Source organism: Candidatus Binatia bacterium (assembly GCA_029248525.1).
Lineage (GTDB): Bacteria > Desulfobacterota > Binatia > UBA12015 > UBA12015 > UBA12015.
The window spans coordinates 144,167-160,977 of the sequence record JAQWJE010000035.1; the positions used below are offsets into that span (position 1 = coordinate 144,167).

General features: G+C 58.7%; 13 protein-coding genes. 10 read left to right on the forward strand and 3 right to left on the reverse strand.

The genetic code is table 11. The annotated features are described in order from the left end of the window. Positions 1–36: 36 nt before the first annotated feature. The 6 genes from P8K07_07640 (at position 37) to P8K07_07665 (ending at position 7,015) form a co-directional block, all read left to right on the forward strand. Positions 37–1,485, forward strand: a complete 1,449-nt coding sequence (locus P8K07_07640; GenBank protein ID MDG1958396.1) for an MFS transporter — start codon at positions 37–39, stop codon at positions 1,483–1,485. A gap of 140 nt (positions 1,486–1,625) precedes the next feature. Beyond that, positions 1,626–2,564 carry a glutathione S-transferase family protein gene (locus tag P8K07_07645; protein MDG1958397.1) on the forward strand — a complete coding sequence of 313 codons (939 nt, stop codon included), beginning with the start codon at positions 1,626–1,628 and terminating at the stop codon, positions 2,562–2,564. A 123-nt stretch (positions 2,565–2,687) separates the two neighbouring features. Further along, positions 2,688–3,680, forward strand: a complete 993-nt coding sequence (locus tag P8K07_07650; protein ID MDG1958398.1) for a phosphoribosylaminoimidazolesuccinocarboxamide synthase — start codon at positions 2,688–2,690, stop codon at positions 3,678–3,680. Beyond that, positions 3,677–4,063 carry a 5-(carboxyamino)imidazole ribonucleotide mutase gene (locus tag P8K07_07655; GenBank protein MDG1958399.1) on the forward strand — a complete coding sequence of 129 codons (387 nt, stop codon included), beginning with the start codon at positions 3,677–3,679 and terminating at the stop codon, positions 4,061–4,063. Before P8K07_07650 ends, P8K07_07655 begins: the two co-directional genes overlap by 4 nt. 144 nt (positions 4,064–4,207) lie before the next feature. Continuing rightward, positions 4,208–6,427 carry a CRTAC1 family protein gene (locus tag P8K07_07660; GenBank protein ID MDG1958400.1) on the forward strand — a complete coding sequence of 740 codons (2,220 nt, stop codon included), beginning with the start codon at positions 4,208–4,210 and terminating at the stop codon, positions 6,425–6,427. Between the two features lie 15 nt (positions 6,428–6,442). After that, positions 6,443–7,015 (forward strand): YceI family protein, encoded by a 573-nt coding sequence (locus P8K07_07665; GenBank protein MDG1958401.1) that lies wholly within the window; start codon positions 6,443–6,445, stop codon positions 7,013–7,015. Between the two features lie 3 nt (positions 7,016–7,018). On the opposite strand, the gene P8K07_07670 is transcribed toward P8K07_07665, so the two are convergent. Then, a complete protein-coding gene (locus tag P8K07_07670; GenBank protein MDG1958402.1) occupies positions 7,019–7,846 on the reverse strand; it encodes a TIGR03619 family F420-dependent LLM class oxidoreductase in 828 nt (275 codons plus the stop codon). Positions 7,847–7,890: 44 nt separating this feature from the next. After that, the gene (locus P8K07_07675) at positions 7,891–9,336 is read right to left on the reverse strand and encodes an alanine/glycine:cation symporter family protein (GenBank protein ID MDG1958403.1); all 1,446 of its coding nucleotides are present in this window, start codon (positions 9,334–9,336) and stop codon (positions 7,891–7,893) included. Between the two features lie 81 nt (positions 9,337–9,417). On the opposite strand from P8K07_07675, the gene P8K07_07680 reads away from it, so the two are divergent. Genes P8K07_07680 through P8K07_07690 form a run of 3 tightly spaced genes read left to right on the forward strand, consistent with a single transcriptional unit; the run spans position 9,418 to position 13,390 of the window. Then, a complete protein-coding gene (locus P8K07_07680; protein MDG1958404.1) occupies positions 9,418–10,572 on the forward strand; it encodes an acyl-CoA dehydrogenase family protein in 1,155 nt (384 codons plus the stop codon). Positions 10,573–10,615: 43 nt separating this feature from the next. Further along, positions 10,616–11,014, forward strand: a complete 399-nt coding sequence (locus tag P8K07_07685) for a nuclear transport factor 2 family protein (GenBank protein ID MDG1958405.1) — start codon at positions 10,616–10,618, stop codon at positions 11,012–11,014. 15 nt (positions 11,015–11,029) lie between these two features. Then, complete coding sequence (locus P8K07_07690; GenBank protein ID MDG1958406.1) at positions 11,030–13,390, forward strand: CoA transferase; 2,361 nt, start codon at positions 11,030–11,032, stop codon at positions 13,388–13,390. A 151-nt stretch (positions 13,391–13,541) separates the two neighbouring features. Here P8K07_07690 and lipA read toward each other — a convergent pair whose 3' ends face one another. Beyond that, entirely contained in the window at positions 13,542–14,468 is a 927-nt protein-coding gene (lipA, locus tag P8K07_07695) for a lipoyl synthase (protein MDG1958407.1), read from the reverse strand. 234 nt (positions 14,469–14,702) lie between these two features. On the opposite strand from lipA, the gene P8K07_07700 reads away from it, so the two are divergent. Beyond that, positions 14,703–16,811, forward strand: a 2,109-nt coding sequence (locus tag P8K07_07700; GenBank protein ID MDG1958408.1) for a sialate O-acetylesterase, incomplete at its 3' end; no start/stop codon positions are given.

The window sequence follows — 16,811 nt, forward strand, 5'->3', positions numbered from 1 at the left end:
CCTGATTCGATGTAAGTTAGATTCCGGGCGGACCTCATGTCGCAAGAAACGATTCAGCATACATCGGCGCAACGACGTTGGATTTTGATGTCGATGACGGCGGTTCTTTCGATGGTGATGATGAACGAAACGACCGTCGCTGTAGCCTTGCCCTCGATCGCCCGCGACCTCGGCATGTCGGTGCACCGGTCCAGTGCCGTGATCAGCGTCTATATCCTCAGCTTTGCATCATTTGTCGCCTTCGGCGGGCGCCTCGGCGATCTTTTCGGCCGGCGGAACTTCCTGATTATCGGAATTCTTGTTTTTTTTCTGGCGGCACTGGCATGTGGCTTCGCCCGATCGCGGGAAGTCCTGCTTGGCGCCCGATTTATTCAGGGGATCGGGGCCGCGCTGATGGTGCCGGCCTCGGCGGCGATTGTGGTCAATAATTTTTCGCTCGAAGAGCGTGGGCGTGTGATGGCGATCTATGCGGGTATCGCGCAGGTTTTTCTTTCCTTTGCTCCGGTGATCGGCGGAGTTCTGACCGAGAATTTTGGTTGGGGGTCCATTTTTTTCATGAACCTTCCCATCGTCATCGCTTGTTTCGTGGCGATGCTGCTGGGCCGTGTTCCCAATCGGGCGACTCCGGGTGGTCAGTTGGATCTCGCTGGCGCATTGATCCTGCCCCCTTCACTTTTCGCCTTCGTCTTGGCGATTCAGGAAGGAAGTTCGTGGGGATGGACCTCCGTGCGCGTCTGGACGTTTTTGGTTGGCGGCCTCACCCTTTTTATCGTCTTCTATTTTCTCGAGCGTCGTCGCGAACAGCCATTGATTAATTTTCTGCTGCTGCGGATCAGCGCCTTCCGTGTGGATGCGGTCATTTTGTTCTGCGTGCAATTCTCGATTGCCGCGATGGCAGTATACGGGGTTCTCTATGTCCAGCGGGTTCTGAAATTTTCGCCTTTGGGTTCCGGGGCCGCCCAACTGGCAATGGCAATTCCCCTTCTCCTGGTGACCCAAGTGGCGGGACGGATTTTCGATCGGATGGGCGCAAGGCGGCTGGTCCTCTCGGGGATGGGACTCGCAACCACGGGATGTTTTGTTGTCGCGGGTGTGATCACACTGGAGTCATTCCCGGCGTATGCTTTCGGGCTGGCCTTGATCGGTGCCGGTTTCGGGATGACTTTGACCCCGGTGAATGCCGATGCTCTGAGTCGCATCCCGGCCTCCTTCCGCGGTCAGGCGTCGGGGATTCTGCAAACAATGCGGCAGGCGGGCGGCGCGCTCGGCATTGCGGCGATGACGGCGGTCGTGGCTTTGGTGGTCTCGGCTACCCCGGGAGCTTCGGGCCATCCGGAAATGCAGACGCATGCTTTTCGGTGGGCGTTTGCGCTCGCCGGCTTGATCAATTTGCTGGGCTTTGCGGCAGCTTTCTTTTTACCGCCGGGGCGGCAGGCGGTTGAACCGGTGGACCTCGCGGGAGCGATGCAGCCACCTCTGCCTTGATCTCCGAGCGCCGCTCGCGTCGGTCCAGCGGATTGCTTTTGCGGGAGGCGAGGCTACTTTTTTGTCATGAGCGATGGAATAGAGCATGTGAAGGTTGGAACTTTGACGGCGGTAGTCGCCCACGCGGGCGATTTCGGATCATGAGTCCCTCCTCGGTGACGGGGGGGCATCATCCCGAAATCAATCTCCCGTTTGAGGAATCCTGGGAGCTGTACCACAACAGCTTTTCGCTTTGCTCAAAGAAGTTGCGCGTCTGTCTCTCCGAATTGGGACTGCCCTACCGAGATCATCCGATCGATTTGATCGAAACCGGTAGCTACCAGAACGTGGGCCGCGAATTTTTGGCGATCAATCCGGCTGGAACCGTCCCGGTTCTGGTTCACGAAGGGCATCCGATCTATGAGAGCCATGACCAGATCGTCTACGCCGCACGGTATGCAGGCGCTGCCGGCGAATGTTTGTTGCCACGGGAAGAGGCCGCCATGGCTTTGGTGGAGGATTGGGTCGACAAGGCTTCTCTTGTCGGCGACCCGATGCATGGCCGCGCGCTTCGAGCGGGGCATTGTGTCCCCGGGCTGACCTTTCCGCTCTTTGCGACGACCGTTTCCCGGATTCCGGTCGCGGAAATTCTCAAGGGGCTGCTTCGTCACCCAAACAAGGAGCGCCCGATCGCCTTTCTTCTACTTCGGTTACTGGGCGTCGAGAAGTTCTGGCGGGTGCCGCTTTTTCGAGCGGCTGTCGCCCAGAGTCGGGAAGCGATGCATGTGCATCTCGATGGTCTGGAAGCACAATTGCAGAGTCATGAGGGCCCATGGATTGTTGGCGACGAATTTACGCTCGCTGACGTGAGTTGGGTGGTGCTTCTCGACCGGCTCGTCGAAGCTGATTGGGAGCGAGTTTTCTGGTCCGAGGAGCTTCGCCCGGGGGTCGCTGCGTATTGGAACCGTCTGCAGTCTCGTCCGAGCTACCGGAGCGCTGTGACCGAGATGCGCTCCGACCATATCCGCGAAGGGATCGAGGAACTCCGCGTCGCAAAATTACGGGATCCGTTGCTCCGGGAGATTCTGGAAGGCAGCTGATCCGGTTTTGGGCGGTATTTCTCCCGGAAAGAGAAGTTTTTTTGGGCGTCAGTCCTCGATGGGGAGGTGCTGAGTTGATGCGGCGGGACTGCATGGTAAAAAATTTTTTGCTGAGGATCAATTATGCCGAGCCAAACTATCGAGACACCTTCCGCTTATACCGAACGCATTCGCCAGGAATTGGGGAATTGCCTGACCGAGACCTCCTTGCCCGACGGTGTGCGCAAGCAGGGGAAAGTCCGAGATCAATACGATCTGGGTAACGAGATCGCGCTGGTCACGACCGACCGCCAAAGCGCATTTGACCGGGTGCTGGCAGCGATCCCCTTCAAGGGGCAGGTCCTGAATCAGACGAGTGCCTGGTGGTTCGAGCAGACGAAACATATCGTCGCCAACCAGGTGCTTTCGATTCCCGACCCGAATGTGACCCTTGCTCGCAAATGTGAGGTGTTCCCCATCGAATTCGTGATGCGGGGCTATATCACGGGCTCCACCAGCACGTCGCTCTGGACCGTCTATCGGGATGGCAGCCGGTCTTATTGCGGAAATGATCTGCCGGAAGGCTTGCTCAAGAATCAGAAGCTCGAGCAGAACCTGATCACGCCGACCACCAAGGAAGAGGACCATGACCGTCCCATCGCTCCACCGGAGATCGTCTCCGAAGGTTGGATGAGTCAGGAAGATTGGGACCGTTGTCGGGACATAGCTTTTGAATTGTTCGCATTCGGCCAGGCCCGAGCGGCAGAACATGGCCTGATTCTGGTGGACACGAAATATGAGATGGGACGAGCTGCGGATGGCACGATCCTGTTGATCGACGAGATCCATACGCCGGATTCTAGCCGCTACTGGGTTGCCGACAGCTACGAGAAGCGCATGGCCGCGGGCGAAGAGCCGGAGAATATCGACAAGGAATTCCTGCGCCTCTGGTTCAAGGATAATTGCGATCCCTACGGAGACGCCGAGCTTCCCGAGGCTCCCGAAGACCTCGTGGTCGAGCTTTCGCGGCGCTATATTTATCTTTATGAAAAAATCACCGGGCAGGAATTTTCCTTCCCCGACGTTGATACCCCGATAGCGGAACGGCTGCGGGCTAACCTCGAGAGAAAATCATGAAAGCCGTATTGATCATGGGTTCAACCGCTGATGAGCCGTGGGCTCTTCAGATCACCAAAGGTCTTGATGCGCGCGGTGTCGCCTGGGAGCAGCATGCGGCATCGGCTCATAAGGAGCCGAAGAAAGTCCTCGCTATTCTGGAGGCGAATGCTGACGCGCAGGGCATAGTTTATGTCACGATCGCGGGTCGCTCCAACGCGCTTTCCGGATTCGTAGGAGCCAATTCGACGCACCCGACGATCGCCTGCCCTCCTTTCAAGGATAAGGTCGACATGATGGTGAATATCCACTCGACTCTGCAAATGCCCAGTAAAACTCCGGTGTTGACGGTGTTGGATCCGGATAATTGCGCCGAGTCGATCGCCAGAATCTTCCGAGTCTGACTCGCTGGACTCTCCGGCTAGTCTGTTGAAAATCATTCTGCGGGGCCGCTGCCGGCTCCCGCAGGAATGATCTTCGATCCAGGCTGCTGTTTGCAAAAAAAACCTTGCTCGGATCTTCGCTCCTGTGCTGAAATCAGGGGGTTGATGAACACTGCCCGAATCGATGCTTGCCATTTGGACCTACAGGCGACCTTTTTCCGATTTCTGCGTCGCGCGGGACTTGCGGCAGCCCTGATCCTCAGCCCGCAACTGGTCGAGGCCACCTGGGATTTCACCGACCAGACGACCGGCTCGGGAATCGATTCCGTGCATGCTGTCGTGGGGTCTCTCGATCACGACGATCCGCGCTCGCTCGCAGGTGGCATCGCGGTGGGTGACTACAATGCTGACGGTTGGCCGGATATTTTCGTTGTCGGCGGCGACGCCGGTGGAAACGATCTCTTCCGGAATCTCGGGGATGGTACTTTTGAAGAGGTCACTGTTCCGGCGCGGGTGGATCTGCCCGGGGTGCACGCGACTGGCCCGGTGTTTGTTGATTTGAATGGGGATGGTTGGTTGGACCTCTTCGTTCTCCTGGTTGTCGACGAGGGAGCTGAGAACGCATTTGCCCTCTATGAGAATCTGGGGAATGGACGCTTCGCCAATGTGGCTTCTCGCACCGGGATTTCACTGGACTCCGAAACTCTCCACGCCGCGACTTTTGCCGATATTGAGGGTGACGGTGATCTGGACGTATTTGTCAGCCACTTCGGCTCTTTTGGATCAGGCGAACCCGGGCGCATGCTGTGGCGCAACGATGGGGACTTTCAATTCACGGATATTACGCGCGCTGCGGGTTTTGACTATCGGGATAATCCCGAAGTGCTCGGGATGGACAGGACACTGTCGCCCGCATTCGCAGATATCGATTTGGATGGAGACCCGGACCTGATCCTGACGGGCGAGTTGGGGAAATCACAGATTTTCATTAATGATGGCAACGGAACCTTCCTGCTCCAAGAAATAAATTTACCGGGTCCTACGAGCGGAATCGGTTCCGCGATCGGAGACTATGACAATGACGGCGACATGGATGTCTTCGTCTCGGGAGTGGCCAGTCCGCCCGATATCCCCGGCGGGGCACCATCCGGTAGTAGCGGCAATCGTCTCTATCGCAATCAGGCAGATGGAACCTTTGCGGATGTGACGACAGCGGCAGGCGTGCGCGACGGTGGCTGGGGTTGGTCGTCGGCCTTTGCCGATTTGAATCTGGACGGCCATCTGGATCTTTATATGGTCAACGGCATGCGCAGTCCGGCAGGGACTTCCATATGGGACCATTTCGCTGACGATCCCGCTCGCCTCTTTGTTGGCAATGGCAATGGCAGTTTTGTGGAGCAGGCCGCGGAACTGGGTCTCGCTGATACGGGTATCGGCCGAGGAACTTCGTTTGTCGATCTGGATCGTGATGGCGATCACGACATCGTGAACCAAAACAGTTTGCAGGCGACGAAGGTCTACCAGAATAACACCGAAGCAGGCGCGCACTTTCTGGTCCTTAAATTGATTGGACGCACCGGGAACCGAGGGGCAATCGGTGCCCGAGTGGAAGTGACCGCCGCTGGCGTCACCCAGGTTCGCTATTTGCAGAGTGGATCCAGTATCGGGAGCGGGCAGTTTGCCGAAGCGCACTTCGGATTGGGTCAGGCCACGGTCGTCGAGGAACTTCGCGTGATCTGGCCTGATCGCACCGAGTCGTCCTTCACCGATATTCTGCCGGACCGCCACCTCGCCCTGCGACATCCGGGACCCTCTCTCCAGACATGCAGCGCGTCAGGGGACAGCAATGAGTGTACCTTGGGTGGCAAGGTTCGCTCGCCTATGGAATGTCTGATGGAGATGCGGGTGAGCCCGACGCCGCCGGTGGGCAGGCGCGGTGGCCCCGGTTATCGGATCGATTGTCAGGCAGGAGATCCCGCCTGCGATGCAAATCCAGAGGATCAAAGCTCCTGTAGTCTTGACGTGGCAATCTGCCTCAGCGCGAATGATCCACGAAATTCGATCTGTGGACCGGCCACGATCAACAGGCTTCGCGTGCGAACTCCGGGCGCAGGTAGCCAGCGACCGATGGATCAAACCACGCGCGCATTCGGTCTCAGCCTGATTGGCGAGGGTGGAGCGGCGCTGGAAATTGTCGATGGATCGCCCTTTGTTCCGCTGCAACCGGGGCTTTGCACCGCGAGCGAGAGATTGACGGTCCCCCTGCGCGAGAGACCGTCAGGCGCTTATCGCAAAAGCAGCACGAGATTGAAGATCCAGGCATTTGCCACGGATGGTCGACGAGACCAGGATCAGCTACTGGTTCGATGCTCTCCCGCTTACTGAGAAAGAAAGAGAGCCATGATCAGAGTCCTGCCCTTTACGTTCGCGTTACTGCTTCTGTCGATTTCGCCGATTGCTGCGAAAGATACCGTGAGCCCTCCGGGTTCCATTACTTTTGTCGCCGAGAACAAGGTGGCAACCGCCAACGGAGTCTTCCGCGAGTGGAAGATTGTCGAGGCAAAGATCGACGAGAAAAATCCGGCGGCCAGTCGAATTGAGCTGGAGATCGACCTGAGCAGTATCGATACCGGAAATACCAAACGAGATGATCATCTGCGCAACCCGGACTATTTCGAAGTGGAGAAATATCCGACCGCTTCGGTGGTGATCGATAACGTTCGGTACGAGGGGGGAGATACGTTTGATGCCGATGTGATGCTGGATCTCCATGGAAAGAAGAAAACCTTTACCGTTCCTTTCCGCATTGAGAATCGTGCAGAGAGACGAATTTCTGCAGCCTTCATGATCAATCGCATGGACTTCGAGATCGGAACTCCCTACTCGATGATCAACCCGCTTTCGATTGACGAAGAGATTCCAATGAAGGTGACCGCGACGATTCCAGCAGCGGAAGCTCCGAGAGCGCCCTAGGTTTCAGGCCCCGGTCGAAACCATCTTTTCTCGCAGCCGCCCGAGAGCTTCGATGCTTTCCTGAAGCTCCGGCTCTTCGAGGTATTTCTGCGAGTGGATGACACCGGTCGCGCCTCCTTCGGCCAGCGTTCGCAGAGTCGCTTCGGCACGATCAAGATCGTGCAAGGGGAGTGTGGTCACCAATTGGACCTCGGGGTCGGGTTTGCCCGCCTCACGGGCGATTTGCCGGAGGCCTGAGCTTTTCAGAGCGAGTTTTTTCGGGTCGCTGCCGATGGGCATCCATCCGTCAGCAAATTCGACCGTGCGACGAAAAGCTCGGGGGCCGGAACCGCCGACGTAGATTTTGGGGCGTGCGGGTCTTGGTCGGAAAAGAAAGGGTTGCCGATTCGACTCGACAATATCCTGGGCGAAACATTCATGCAGGAACTTCAGCGTGGCATCGGTGATACGGCCTCGCTCGCTCGGCTCTACGCCGACAGCGCGGAATTCCGATTCCATCCATCCCGAGCCGACGCCGAGAAGGAGTCTGCCCGCGGAGAGTTCCTGAATCGTGGCGACCCATTTTGCCGTCGCAAGTGCCGGGCGGTAGGGGAGCACCAGAACGCTCGTGCCGAGGCCGATCTTTTTGGTGCTGCCGGCCAGAAAGGCGAGAGTCGCGAGCGGGTCCAGGTACCTTCCTTCGGACCCGACGGCATCGTCAGGGGGGATCGCGATATGGTCGGCGACCCATACCGCGTCGAGGAGCGCAGCTTCGGCTTTTTGTGCCGCGCTTGTAAGCAGTTCCCGGCTCGAGGCGGGGCCCATATTGCGAAGATAAAAACCGATTTCCATAGTCTTCTCTTAAAGTCTGACTCGCTTGGGTGCCAGCGGTTCGCCTAGCGATAGGGGACGATCTCACCCGCGCGGAGCTTCTTCAGATAATCTTTCATCTCACCTTTGACGATGGGTGCGAGCAGGTAGAGCCCCAAAATATTTGCCAGAGCCATCGCGAAGATCATGCCATCTGAAAAGTCCAGAATCGCCTCAAGTTGGGCCACACAACCCATGGCTACAAAGACGCAGAAAATTGTATTGAAGCTATGCCGCGAGACTTTGCCGGGACCAAAGATATAGATCCACCCCTCAAGTCCGTAGTACGACCAGGCCACCATGGTCGAGAAAGCAAAGAGAAAAACGACCAGCGCCAAAACGTAGGGAAACCAGGGAATGACGCTGGCAAAGGCCGACGAGGTTAATTCGACACCGCTTGCCGTTCCGACGGGGTTCGCCGGATCATATACGGTGCAGGTGATGACCAGAGCGGTGATCGAGCAGACGACGATGGTATCGATAAAGGGCTCGAGCAGAGCGACGAATCCCTCGGTCACAGGGTGCCGCGTGCGCACCGCTGCGTGGGCGACGGCCGCAGATCCAATTCCGGCTTCGTTGGAAAAAGCGGCTCGTTTGAAGCCAAGGGCCATCACACCCAGCATGCCACCGGAAACGCCCTCGGGAGAAAAGGCTCCGGTGACGATCTGTTGCAGGGCGGTGGGGATTCGATCGATATTGGCAATGATGACGAAAAGGCCGGTCGCGATATAAGTCAAAGCCATAAATGGGACAATCGCTTGCGCGACCCGCGCGATACTGCGAATTCCGCCGACGATCACGGAAAAGACAATACTGGCGAGCCCCAAACCGACGAGCCACCCCTTGTCGCCGAGAAAGCCGTCCGCCCCTCCCGTGACGTTCGCCAGTTGGACGTAGGCCTGATTGGACTGGAACATGCATCCGACTCCGAGCGAACCAATGATGATGCAGACGGCATAATACCAGGCCATCGTTTTTCCCAGACGGGGCAGCCCACGCGCGCTCAGGCCGCGATCGAGATAGAACATTGGGCCACCGCTGATGGAGCCATCGGGGTTTTCTTTCCTGTACTTCACGCCGAGAGTGCATTCGGCAAACTTTGAGGACATGCCGAGAAAGCCGGCGATCAGCAGCCAGAACGCCGCACCGGGCCCACCGACCGAAATGCAGATGGCGACATGTGCAATATTGCCGACACCGACGGTGCCGGAGACGGCTGTCGAGAGTGCCTGAAATGGCGTCACCTCGCCGGGGGCCGCCGGGTCTGTGTAGTCGCCACGAACCAGACGCAGGGCATGAGGAAAGCCTCGAATACTGATGAAACCGAGGTAGAAAGTGAAGAAAAGGGCTCCGGCCATCAGCCAGGCCACGATCAGCGGGAATTCGCGACCGCCCACGTCGATCCCGAAAAAAATAATGGAGTTGAGCTTGTCGGCAAATGGGGCAAACGTGTTCTCGATGAAAGTTTCCATTCCGGAGGCCATCTCGCTTGCTTGCTATCGCGTGGCGGGGGTGAGCGCCAGCAGCTCGAACACGCTACAGGTTGGCTGATCATGAAACGTACAATTTACTCCGAGGAACATGAGATTTTTCGCGCGGGCTTCAGGCGCTTTGCTGAAAAGGAAATTGTCCCGCGCATCGACGGGTGGAATGCGGCCGGGATTACGGATCGGGAGACTTGGCAGAAGGTGGGCGAAGCCGGGTATCTGGGGGCGGCCGTGCCGGAAGCCTACGGGGGCGCAGGCGGGGATTTTCTTTTCGATGCAATTTTGATCGAAGAGGCCGGCCGGATTCGTGCGCACCCTCTGATGCTCTCGCTGCACTCGGACATCGTGCTGCCTTATTTTCTCGACTTCGGGACCGAAGAACAAAAGACCCGCTGGGTTCCCGGGTGCGTTCGCGGTGAAACCATCCTCGCTATCGGCATGACCGAGCCTGGGACGGGTTCCGATTTGGCGAATATCCGGACGACCGCGCGTCGGGATGGGGACAGCTATATTCTCAACGGTGCCAAGACGTTCATTTCAAACGGACAGCTGGCCGATTTGGTTGTCGTGGTCTGCAAGACGGATCCCGAGATCGAGCCGCGCCACAAGGGCATCAGCCTGATTGTTGTCGAGGCCGGCACCGCCGGGTTCTCACGAGGCCGCAATCTCGACAAGCTCGGTCTGAAGGGGCAGGACACCAGCGAACTGCATTTCGAGGATTGTCGGGTGCCGGCCACGAATCTTCTCGGGCAGGAGGGGCGCGGTTTCTACCATCTGATGCAGCAACTACAGCAGGAGCGCCTCACGATCGCGATTGGCTCGATCGCTTCATCCCGGCGCTCGCTGGAAGACACGCTGGATTATTGTCGTGAACGGTCTGCGTTTGGTCGATCGATCGCTTCATTTCAGGCCAACCAATTTACTCTCGCGGAACTCGCGACGCAGGTGGAAGTTGGACAGGCCTTTGTCGATCGCTGCCTTGGGGCACATATTGCGGGGGAAGAGATCGTCAATGAGGTCAGCATGGCGAAGTGGTGGACCACCGATCTCCAGAAAAAACTGACTTCCGAGTGCCTCCAGCTGCATGGAGGGTACGGATTCATGGCAGAATATCCGATCTCGCAGGACTACGCAGATGCCGCCGTTCAGTCGATCTACGCGGGGACCAACGAGATCATGAAGGTGTTGATCGCCAGGGGTCTGGGGCTCCCCGACGCCTGAGCATTTGCCATTTTAGGCTATCGGGCCTAACACGGAATGCAGGATGACGAGCACGCTACCTGAAGAGAGGATCGAGATCGCGAGACAGGCTTGGGAAGCGGTTTCGACGGCTGATGTGGAAAGTCTTGCGCGCGTTTCGACAGCGGCTGTCGTTTGGCACGCCTCTGGCCGGGGAATCCGCGCCGGCACGCACCGCGGTCGGCGGGCGGTCATGGACTATCTCGCCAGCCTTGGCGATGATGTAGACTCCTTGAGTCTGGATCTGGTGGATGTTCTGACCGGAGATTTGCGCACCGCCCTTCTCGTTCGCTTGACGGGCGCTCGGCACGGGAAGGAACTCGATACGCAATTCGTCGTCTTGCTGCGGATGGAGGAGCGCAAGATCGCCGAGGTTTGGTCGATGCCGAACGACCAATATCTGGTCGACGAGTTCTGGGCCTGAGGTCGGTTGCAGTCGATGGCCCTGGATCCAGCCCCTCTTCGTGCTTTGCGTGTATTGGATTTGTCGACGGGGGTCGCTGGGCCCTATGCGGCCAGAGTCTTGCGCGAGGCTGGTGCCGAGGTCCTCAAGTTGGAGGAGCCGCTTGGCGATCCGATGCGCGACTGGAGTGCCTCCTACAAGGCACTCCCCCCGGGTGAAGACGCAGGCCTTTTTCAATTTCTCAATGCCGGCAAGCAAGGCGTTCCCTGCGATTTGACGACGGCCGATGGCCTGGAGATTCTCGGGAAATTAGCAGCCGAGGCCGATATCCTGATCGAAAATTTCGGGCCACTGGGTTTTGCCGAACGGAAGCTGGGATCGCTTCAGGACGACCATCCGCATTTGTCGATCGTTTCGATCAGCTGGTGGGGGCATGAAGGTCCCTGGGCCACGCGACCGGCCAACGAATGGACTCTGCAGGCGGCGATCGGCATGACAGCGCGGCGCGGCTATCCCGAACGTGGACCGGTGGCCTGCGGTGGGCGGTTTGGTGAATGGTCGGCCGGGAGTTGCGCAGCTGTCGCGGCTCTGGCTGCTGTTCAGAGCGCGCGCCAGACGGGGCGTGGGGATCATGTGGACCTCTCGGTCTTTGAATCCATGCTGCTCTGCATGACGCAATATCACACGCTCGACGGACAGTTCCGGCCAGAGTTGTTGCCAGCCTATGTGGAATGCCCATCGATTGAACGGACCAGCGATGGATGGGTGGGGCTGGCTTGCGTGACTCCGCCGCAGTGGGAAGCGTTCTGCGAAATGATGGGTCGACCGGATTGGGCCGAGAACCCCAAACTGGTCTCGGCAGATGAACGCATGAAGATTCGCGATACGCTGCATCGCGACATCATCGAATGGATGGCGGCCCGCACAACCGAGGAAGTGATTGAAGCTGCGGCGTTGCGCCGGATTCCGGTAGCTCCTGTCGGCGACGGGACAAATTTCTCGGAGATGGAGCAAATGGTCGCGCGTGGACTTCTCGAAGACGCACCGGGGGGGTTCCTGCAGCCGCGACCGCCGATCCGTCTTCATGGAATAGAGAGAATGCCGCTCGAGGCGGCCCCTGCGCGGCATCCCAAGCCGGGCGCGGGATTTTCCTCGCCGAGGAAGGTGGCCGAGACCGCGATTTCGACCGGTGCCAAACCCTTGTCGGGCATTCGGATTCTGGATCTATCCGCGTTTTGGGCGGGACCGATGTGCACATCCACTCTGGCGGCGCTCGGGGCGGATGTGATCAAGGTCGAGGCCGGTAAGCGCCCTGATGGCATGCGTTTCGTCAACACCATGCCGCTTGAGAATTTCTGGGAAGCCGGTTCGATTTTTCACGGCGCGAATCTGGGCAAGCGAGGAATTACGATCGCTCTCGATTCCGAAGAAGGCGCGGACTTGTTTCTCCGGCTCGTGGCAGACGCAGATATCGTCGTCGAGAACTATTCAGTCCGAGTCATGGAACAGTTCGGCTTTACGCTCGAGCGGCTTCAGTCGATCAACCCACGTTTGACCTTGGTCCGAATGCCGAGTTGGGGATTGGATGGTCCCTGGCGGGATCGTGTCGGTTTCGCGATGACGATCGAACAGAGCTGCGGACTGGCGTGGATTTCGGGTTACGAGGATCGACCTCTGACCGTCAATGTTTGCGATAGCGTCGGAGCCCTGCACACCACCTGCGGTATCCTCATGGCGCTGGAGGATACCCGGCGGACCGGCCGCGGGCGACTCCTGGAAGTGCCCCTCGTCGAGCCCGGCCTGACGATCGGCGCCGATCTGATCATCGAAGCCTCTCGTGGAAACGAGATCCCGCGCGAGGCGAACCGAGGACCTCTCGGCACGCCTCAGGGTTGTTTTCAGACCAGTGACGGCGAGTGGGTCGCTCTATCTGTTGAAACAGACGTGCAATGGAAGGCGTTCGCGCAAGCCGCTGACAAACCTGATTGGGCGTCGCGGAGAGAATGGCAGACGTCTGCTGGCCGTCGGAAGGATCAGGCCTTGATCGAGACGGAACTGGCCTCATGGGCGAGTGCTCATGCCGGGCCGGAAGCAGAGCAGATTCTCATCGATGCGGGCGTTCCGGCGAGTATTGCTGTGAATGCGCACCGGGTTCTGCCGCATCCGCAGCTGGAGGCGAGAGGTTTTCTCGAGGACTTCGAGCACATATTCACCGGGCGGATGCATTACCCGACGCTGCCTTGGCGGCCGAAGTTTGCCGCGGATGGCTGGTACGAGTCACCCCCGCCAACGCTCGGACAGCACAACCGGGAGGTTTTGAGCGCCTCTTTGGGCCTGTCGCCGGACGAGCTGGATTCTCTCGAAGAACAGGGAGTCATTTCTTCCAAGCTGGGTTGAAGCGCTGCTCTCGGATCTCGGGTTCTTCGGGGCTGGTGGCGTGCCCGCGAAGATCCCTTTCCCCCGCGAGTGACGCGCGACGATCGCGGGCAATGCATGATTTGGTGATTCACGGCGGGACCGTTGTTAACTGCCGAATGCGAAGCCTTCTTCAGATGCCTCGTTCGACCCGTCGTTGGCGGGCAAGTTCGCCCGCGACTAGTTCGCCCGCCTTGTAGCTGGAGCGGATCAGCGGTCCTGCTGCCACATCCAGAAATCCCATGGATTTGCCGATTTCGGCCAATTCATCAAAAGCCTGTGGCTCGATGAAGTCTCGAACCGGAGCGTGGTTGGGCGAAGGGCGCAGGTATTGTCCCAGGGTCAGAATCTCGACATCGGCCTGTCGAAGCTGTTCCATCGCCTCGAGGATCTCGGCATGCGTCTCGCCGAGGCCGAGCATCAGAGATGATTTGGTGATGACACCGGGCATCGCGGCGCGAGCGCCGGCGAGTGTTCGCAAGGACCGCTCGAAGCTGCAGCGTGGATCGCGAATCTTGCGCTGCAGGCGGTGGACGACTTCCACGTTGTGGGCGAGAACATCCGGTTGCGCCGCCATCAAGGTGGCGAGGCTGTCGTCGGTATAATCAGGAATCAGTGTTTCGACGATCACCTCGGGGTCGCTTTTGTGAATTGCGGAAATGCAGGCCGCGTAGTGGCTGGCGCCGCCATCCGGAAGGTCGTCCCGGTCGACACTGGTGATGACCACGTAGCCTAGTTTCAATTGAGAGATAGCCTCGGCGACGTGGTCTGGTTCGGTCGGGTCCGGCGGTGCGGCTCGATCCACGGTCCGTACCGCGCAGAAGCGGCAGCGACGGGTGCATTCGTCGCCGAGGACCATGATCGTCATGGTGGCTTGCGGGCCCGACCAGCATTCACCGACGTTGGGGCAGCGAGCCTCGGCGCAAACGGTGTGTAGTTTGAGCTTTCTGGTCAGGCTCTGAAGGCGTTTATAGCCCTCTCCGCCAGGGAGCGGCACCTTCAGCCAGGAGGGTTTTTTCTCCTGAATTCGGGGAATTTTTGGGCTGATCGTGGTGGCCACAGCTTGAGTTTACCCCCAGCAAGGCGACAGGTCGAATCGACCTGCTCTGGTGAGAAAACCGTCGAATTTCTCTTAAGAAAGGGTCTTACCGCTGATCGACGCGTAGGCTAGACTCCAAAGCTGTCGTGTCGGCCTGAGCTGTCTTGTTCCATCCGACGCACCACGGTTAAATCTCCATTGAAAAAAAATCTAAAAAGACTTTTCCGAACTCTGTCCCTGGGATGCGCTTTTGCGGTGGCATTTGCGTGCGCCAATCCCGATCAGGTTCAGGCGCAGTCGAACCAAGTGCCTGCCGAGCGCCTCAGAATTGGTTCGGAAATCTTCGCCGACGGCATGGTCCTCCAGCGTGGAATGCCGATCCGCGTATGGGGCTATGCTCGCCCACATGGTCGCGGGACCGTCACCATCACACTCGAGAATGCCGATGGAACCATCTTGCGCGGTCCGGAAACGGTCGTTGCCGACGCCTATGGTGATTGGCGAGCGGCACTGCCGGCCGTGGAGGACGCGACGGATCCGGATGAGGACTACATCCTCCGAATCTCGGGTGCTTCCGAGATCGAAATCAAAGAGGTCGCTGTCGGAGAAGTCTGGTTTGTCGCGGGTCAGTCCAACGTCGCGAAATGGAGTCCGAGCAGCAAGGGAGCCCAGCGAGTGTCCCAAGCTGATATTCGGACTTACAAGCGCGGGGATTGGAATCGTCGAAACCGCTTTCGCCGCTACGTCGGTGAGGTTGCGTTCGCCGTCGGTGAGGAACTTTTTGCTCACTACGATGAGCTTGTCACCATCGGGATCGTCAATCTCGCTGTGCCCGGGACCAACATCCGCCATTGGATGCCGCCAGAGGTTTTGTACGAGGACTTCCCCCTCAATATCCGAGAAAGATATTCCCGGAAGAGCGGCGCGCCGGCGGGTGCCATCGGTCGGTTCTGGCGCAAATTGCATCAAAAAGTTCGCCCGTTCCCGGCGCGAGGTGTCCTCTGGTGGCAAGGCGAGTCCGATCATGGTTCTCGATATACGCCGGCCTTCGAGGCGTCGCTGATCGGCTTCGTGCGGGAGTGGCGCAAGCAATGGAACGAGACCGGATCGACGATGTATCCTTCCTGGGAGAATGTTGAGAACGATCTCCCGGTTACGCTTCCTTTTGTGGCGGTGCTGATTCCGAAAGGTGGCCGCCCGGGCCCGGCGGTAACGCCGTGGGACTGGGATGACGATATTCAGGTTCATTTCTTGCCGCATATCATCGAGACGCGGCCGCTTACGGGAGGTAGAGATGATCACCTGATGTACAAGGCTTTCCAGAACGCTGCGACAACACTGCCGGAGTTTGCGGTGGTGAATACCAAGGATATGAGCTTGCGGGATGCGGTCCATCCGCCCAATCGCGTTTCGGAGTATCCCCCGGTTCTTGTGGCCGCGATGTTGCATTTGGCCGGAGAGACCGAGGCTGTCGGACTTGCTCCCACCTTCGCGTCGCTGCAACGCATCGAAATACCGGATGGCCCCGACCGCTTGCGCATCGAATTCCTGCCTGGCACCGCAAAGCTTTTGCAGCCGAGCGGCGACGGTTCCGGCAACTCCTCGGCTACCGGCCGAGTCGATACCGTCGGGGCACTCCCTCTTCAGGGCCTCCAGATCTCGGATGGCTTCGAGTGGAAATGGGCTACTGCCGAAATCATTCCCGGCCCCTCCGGCGAAAACGACAGCCTTGAGATTTGGCATCCAGCGATTGAGCAACCCGTTGGTGTCAGTCACGGGATGAGTTCGGTGTCTCTCTGGGCAAATTTGTTCAGTGATGCCGGACTGAGTGCTTTGCCTTTCGAAGAAATGATTTGCGATTCGTCAGGCGGGCTTGTGGTGGAGAGTTCGGTGGCACCACTCCCCGCAGGATCGCTGACCATGAGCTTTAGCGACTTTTCCACGGACGCCGTTGGTTGGCATTGGGAACTAGGCGATGGCACGCGATCGTTCGGTCAAAGTTTTCAGTACAAGTATGCTGCGGCCGGGTGGTACCCGGTTCGGTTGACCGTCTGGTCGGATGTAGATTGTTCGACGCAGGAGTTCCTGGTGGCAGCCGGCGCTGTCCCGTCTCTCACGCCGACGCCGACGCCGACGCCGACACCGACACCGACACCGACACCGACACCGACACCGACACCGACACCCACACCGACACCCACACCGACACCCACACCGACGCCGACACCGACACCGACGCCGACACCGACGCCGACGCCGACACCGACACCGACACCGACACCGACACCGACACCGACACCGACACCGACACCGACACCGACACCGACACCGACACCGACACCGACACCGACACCGACACCGACA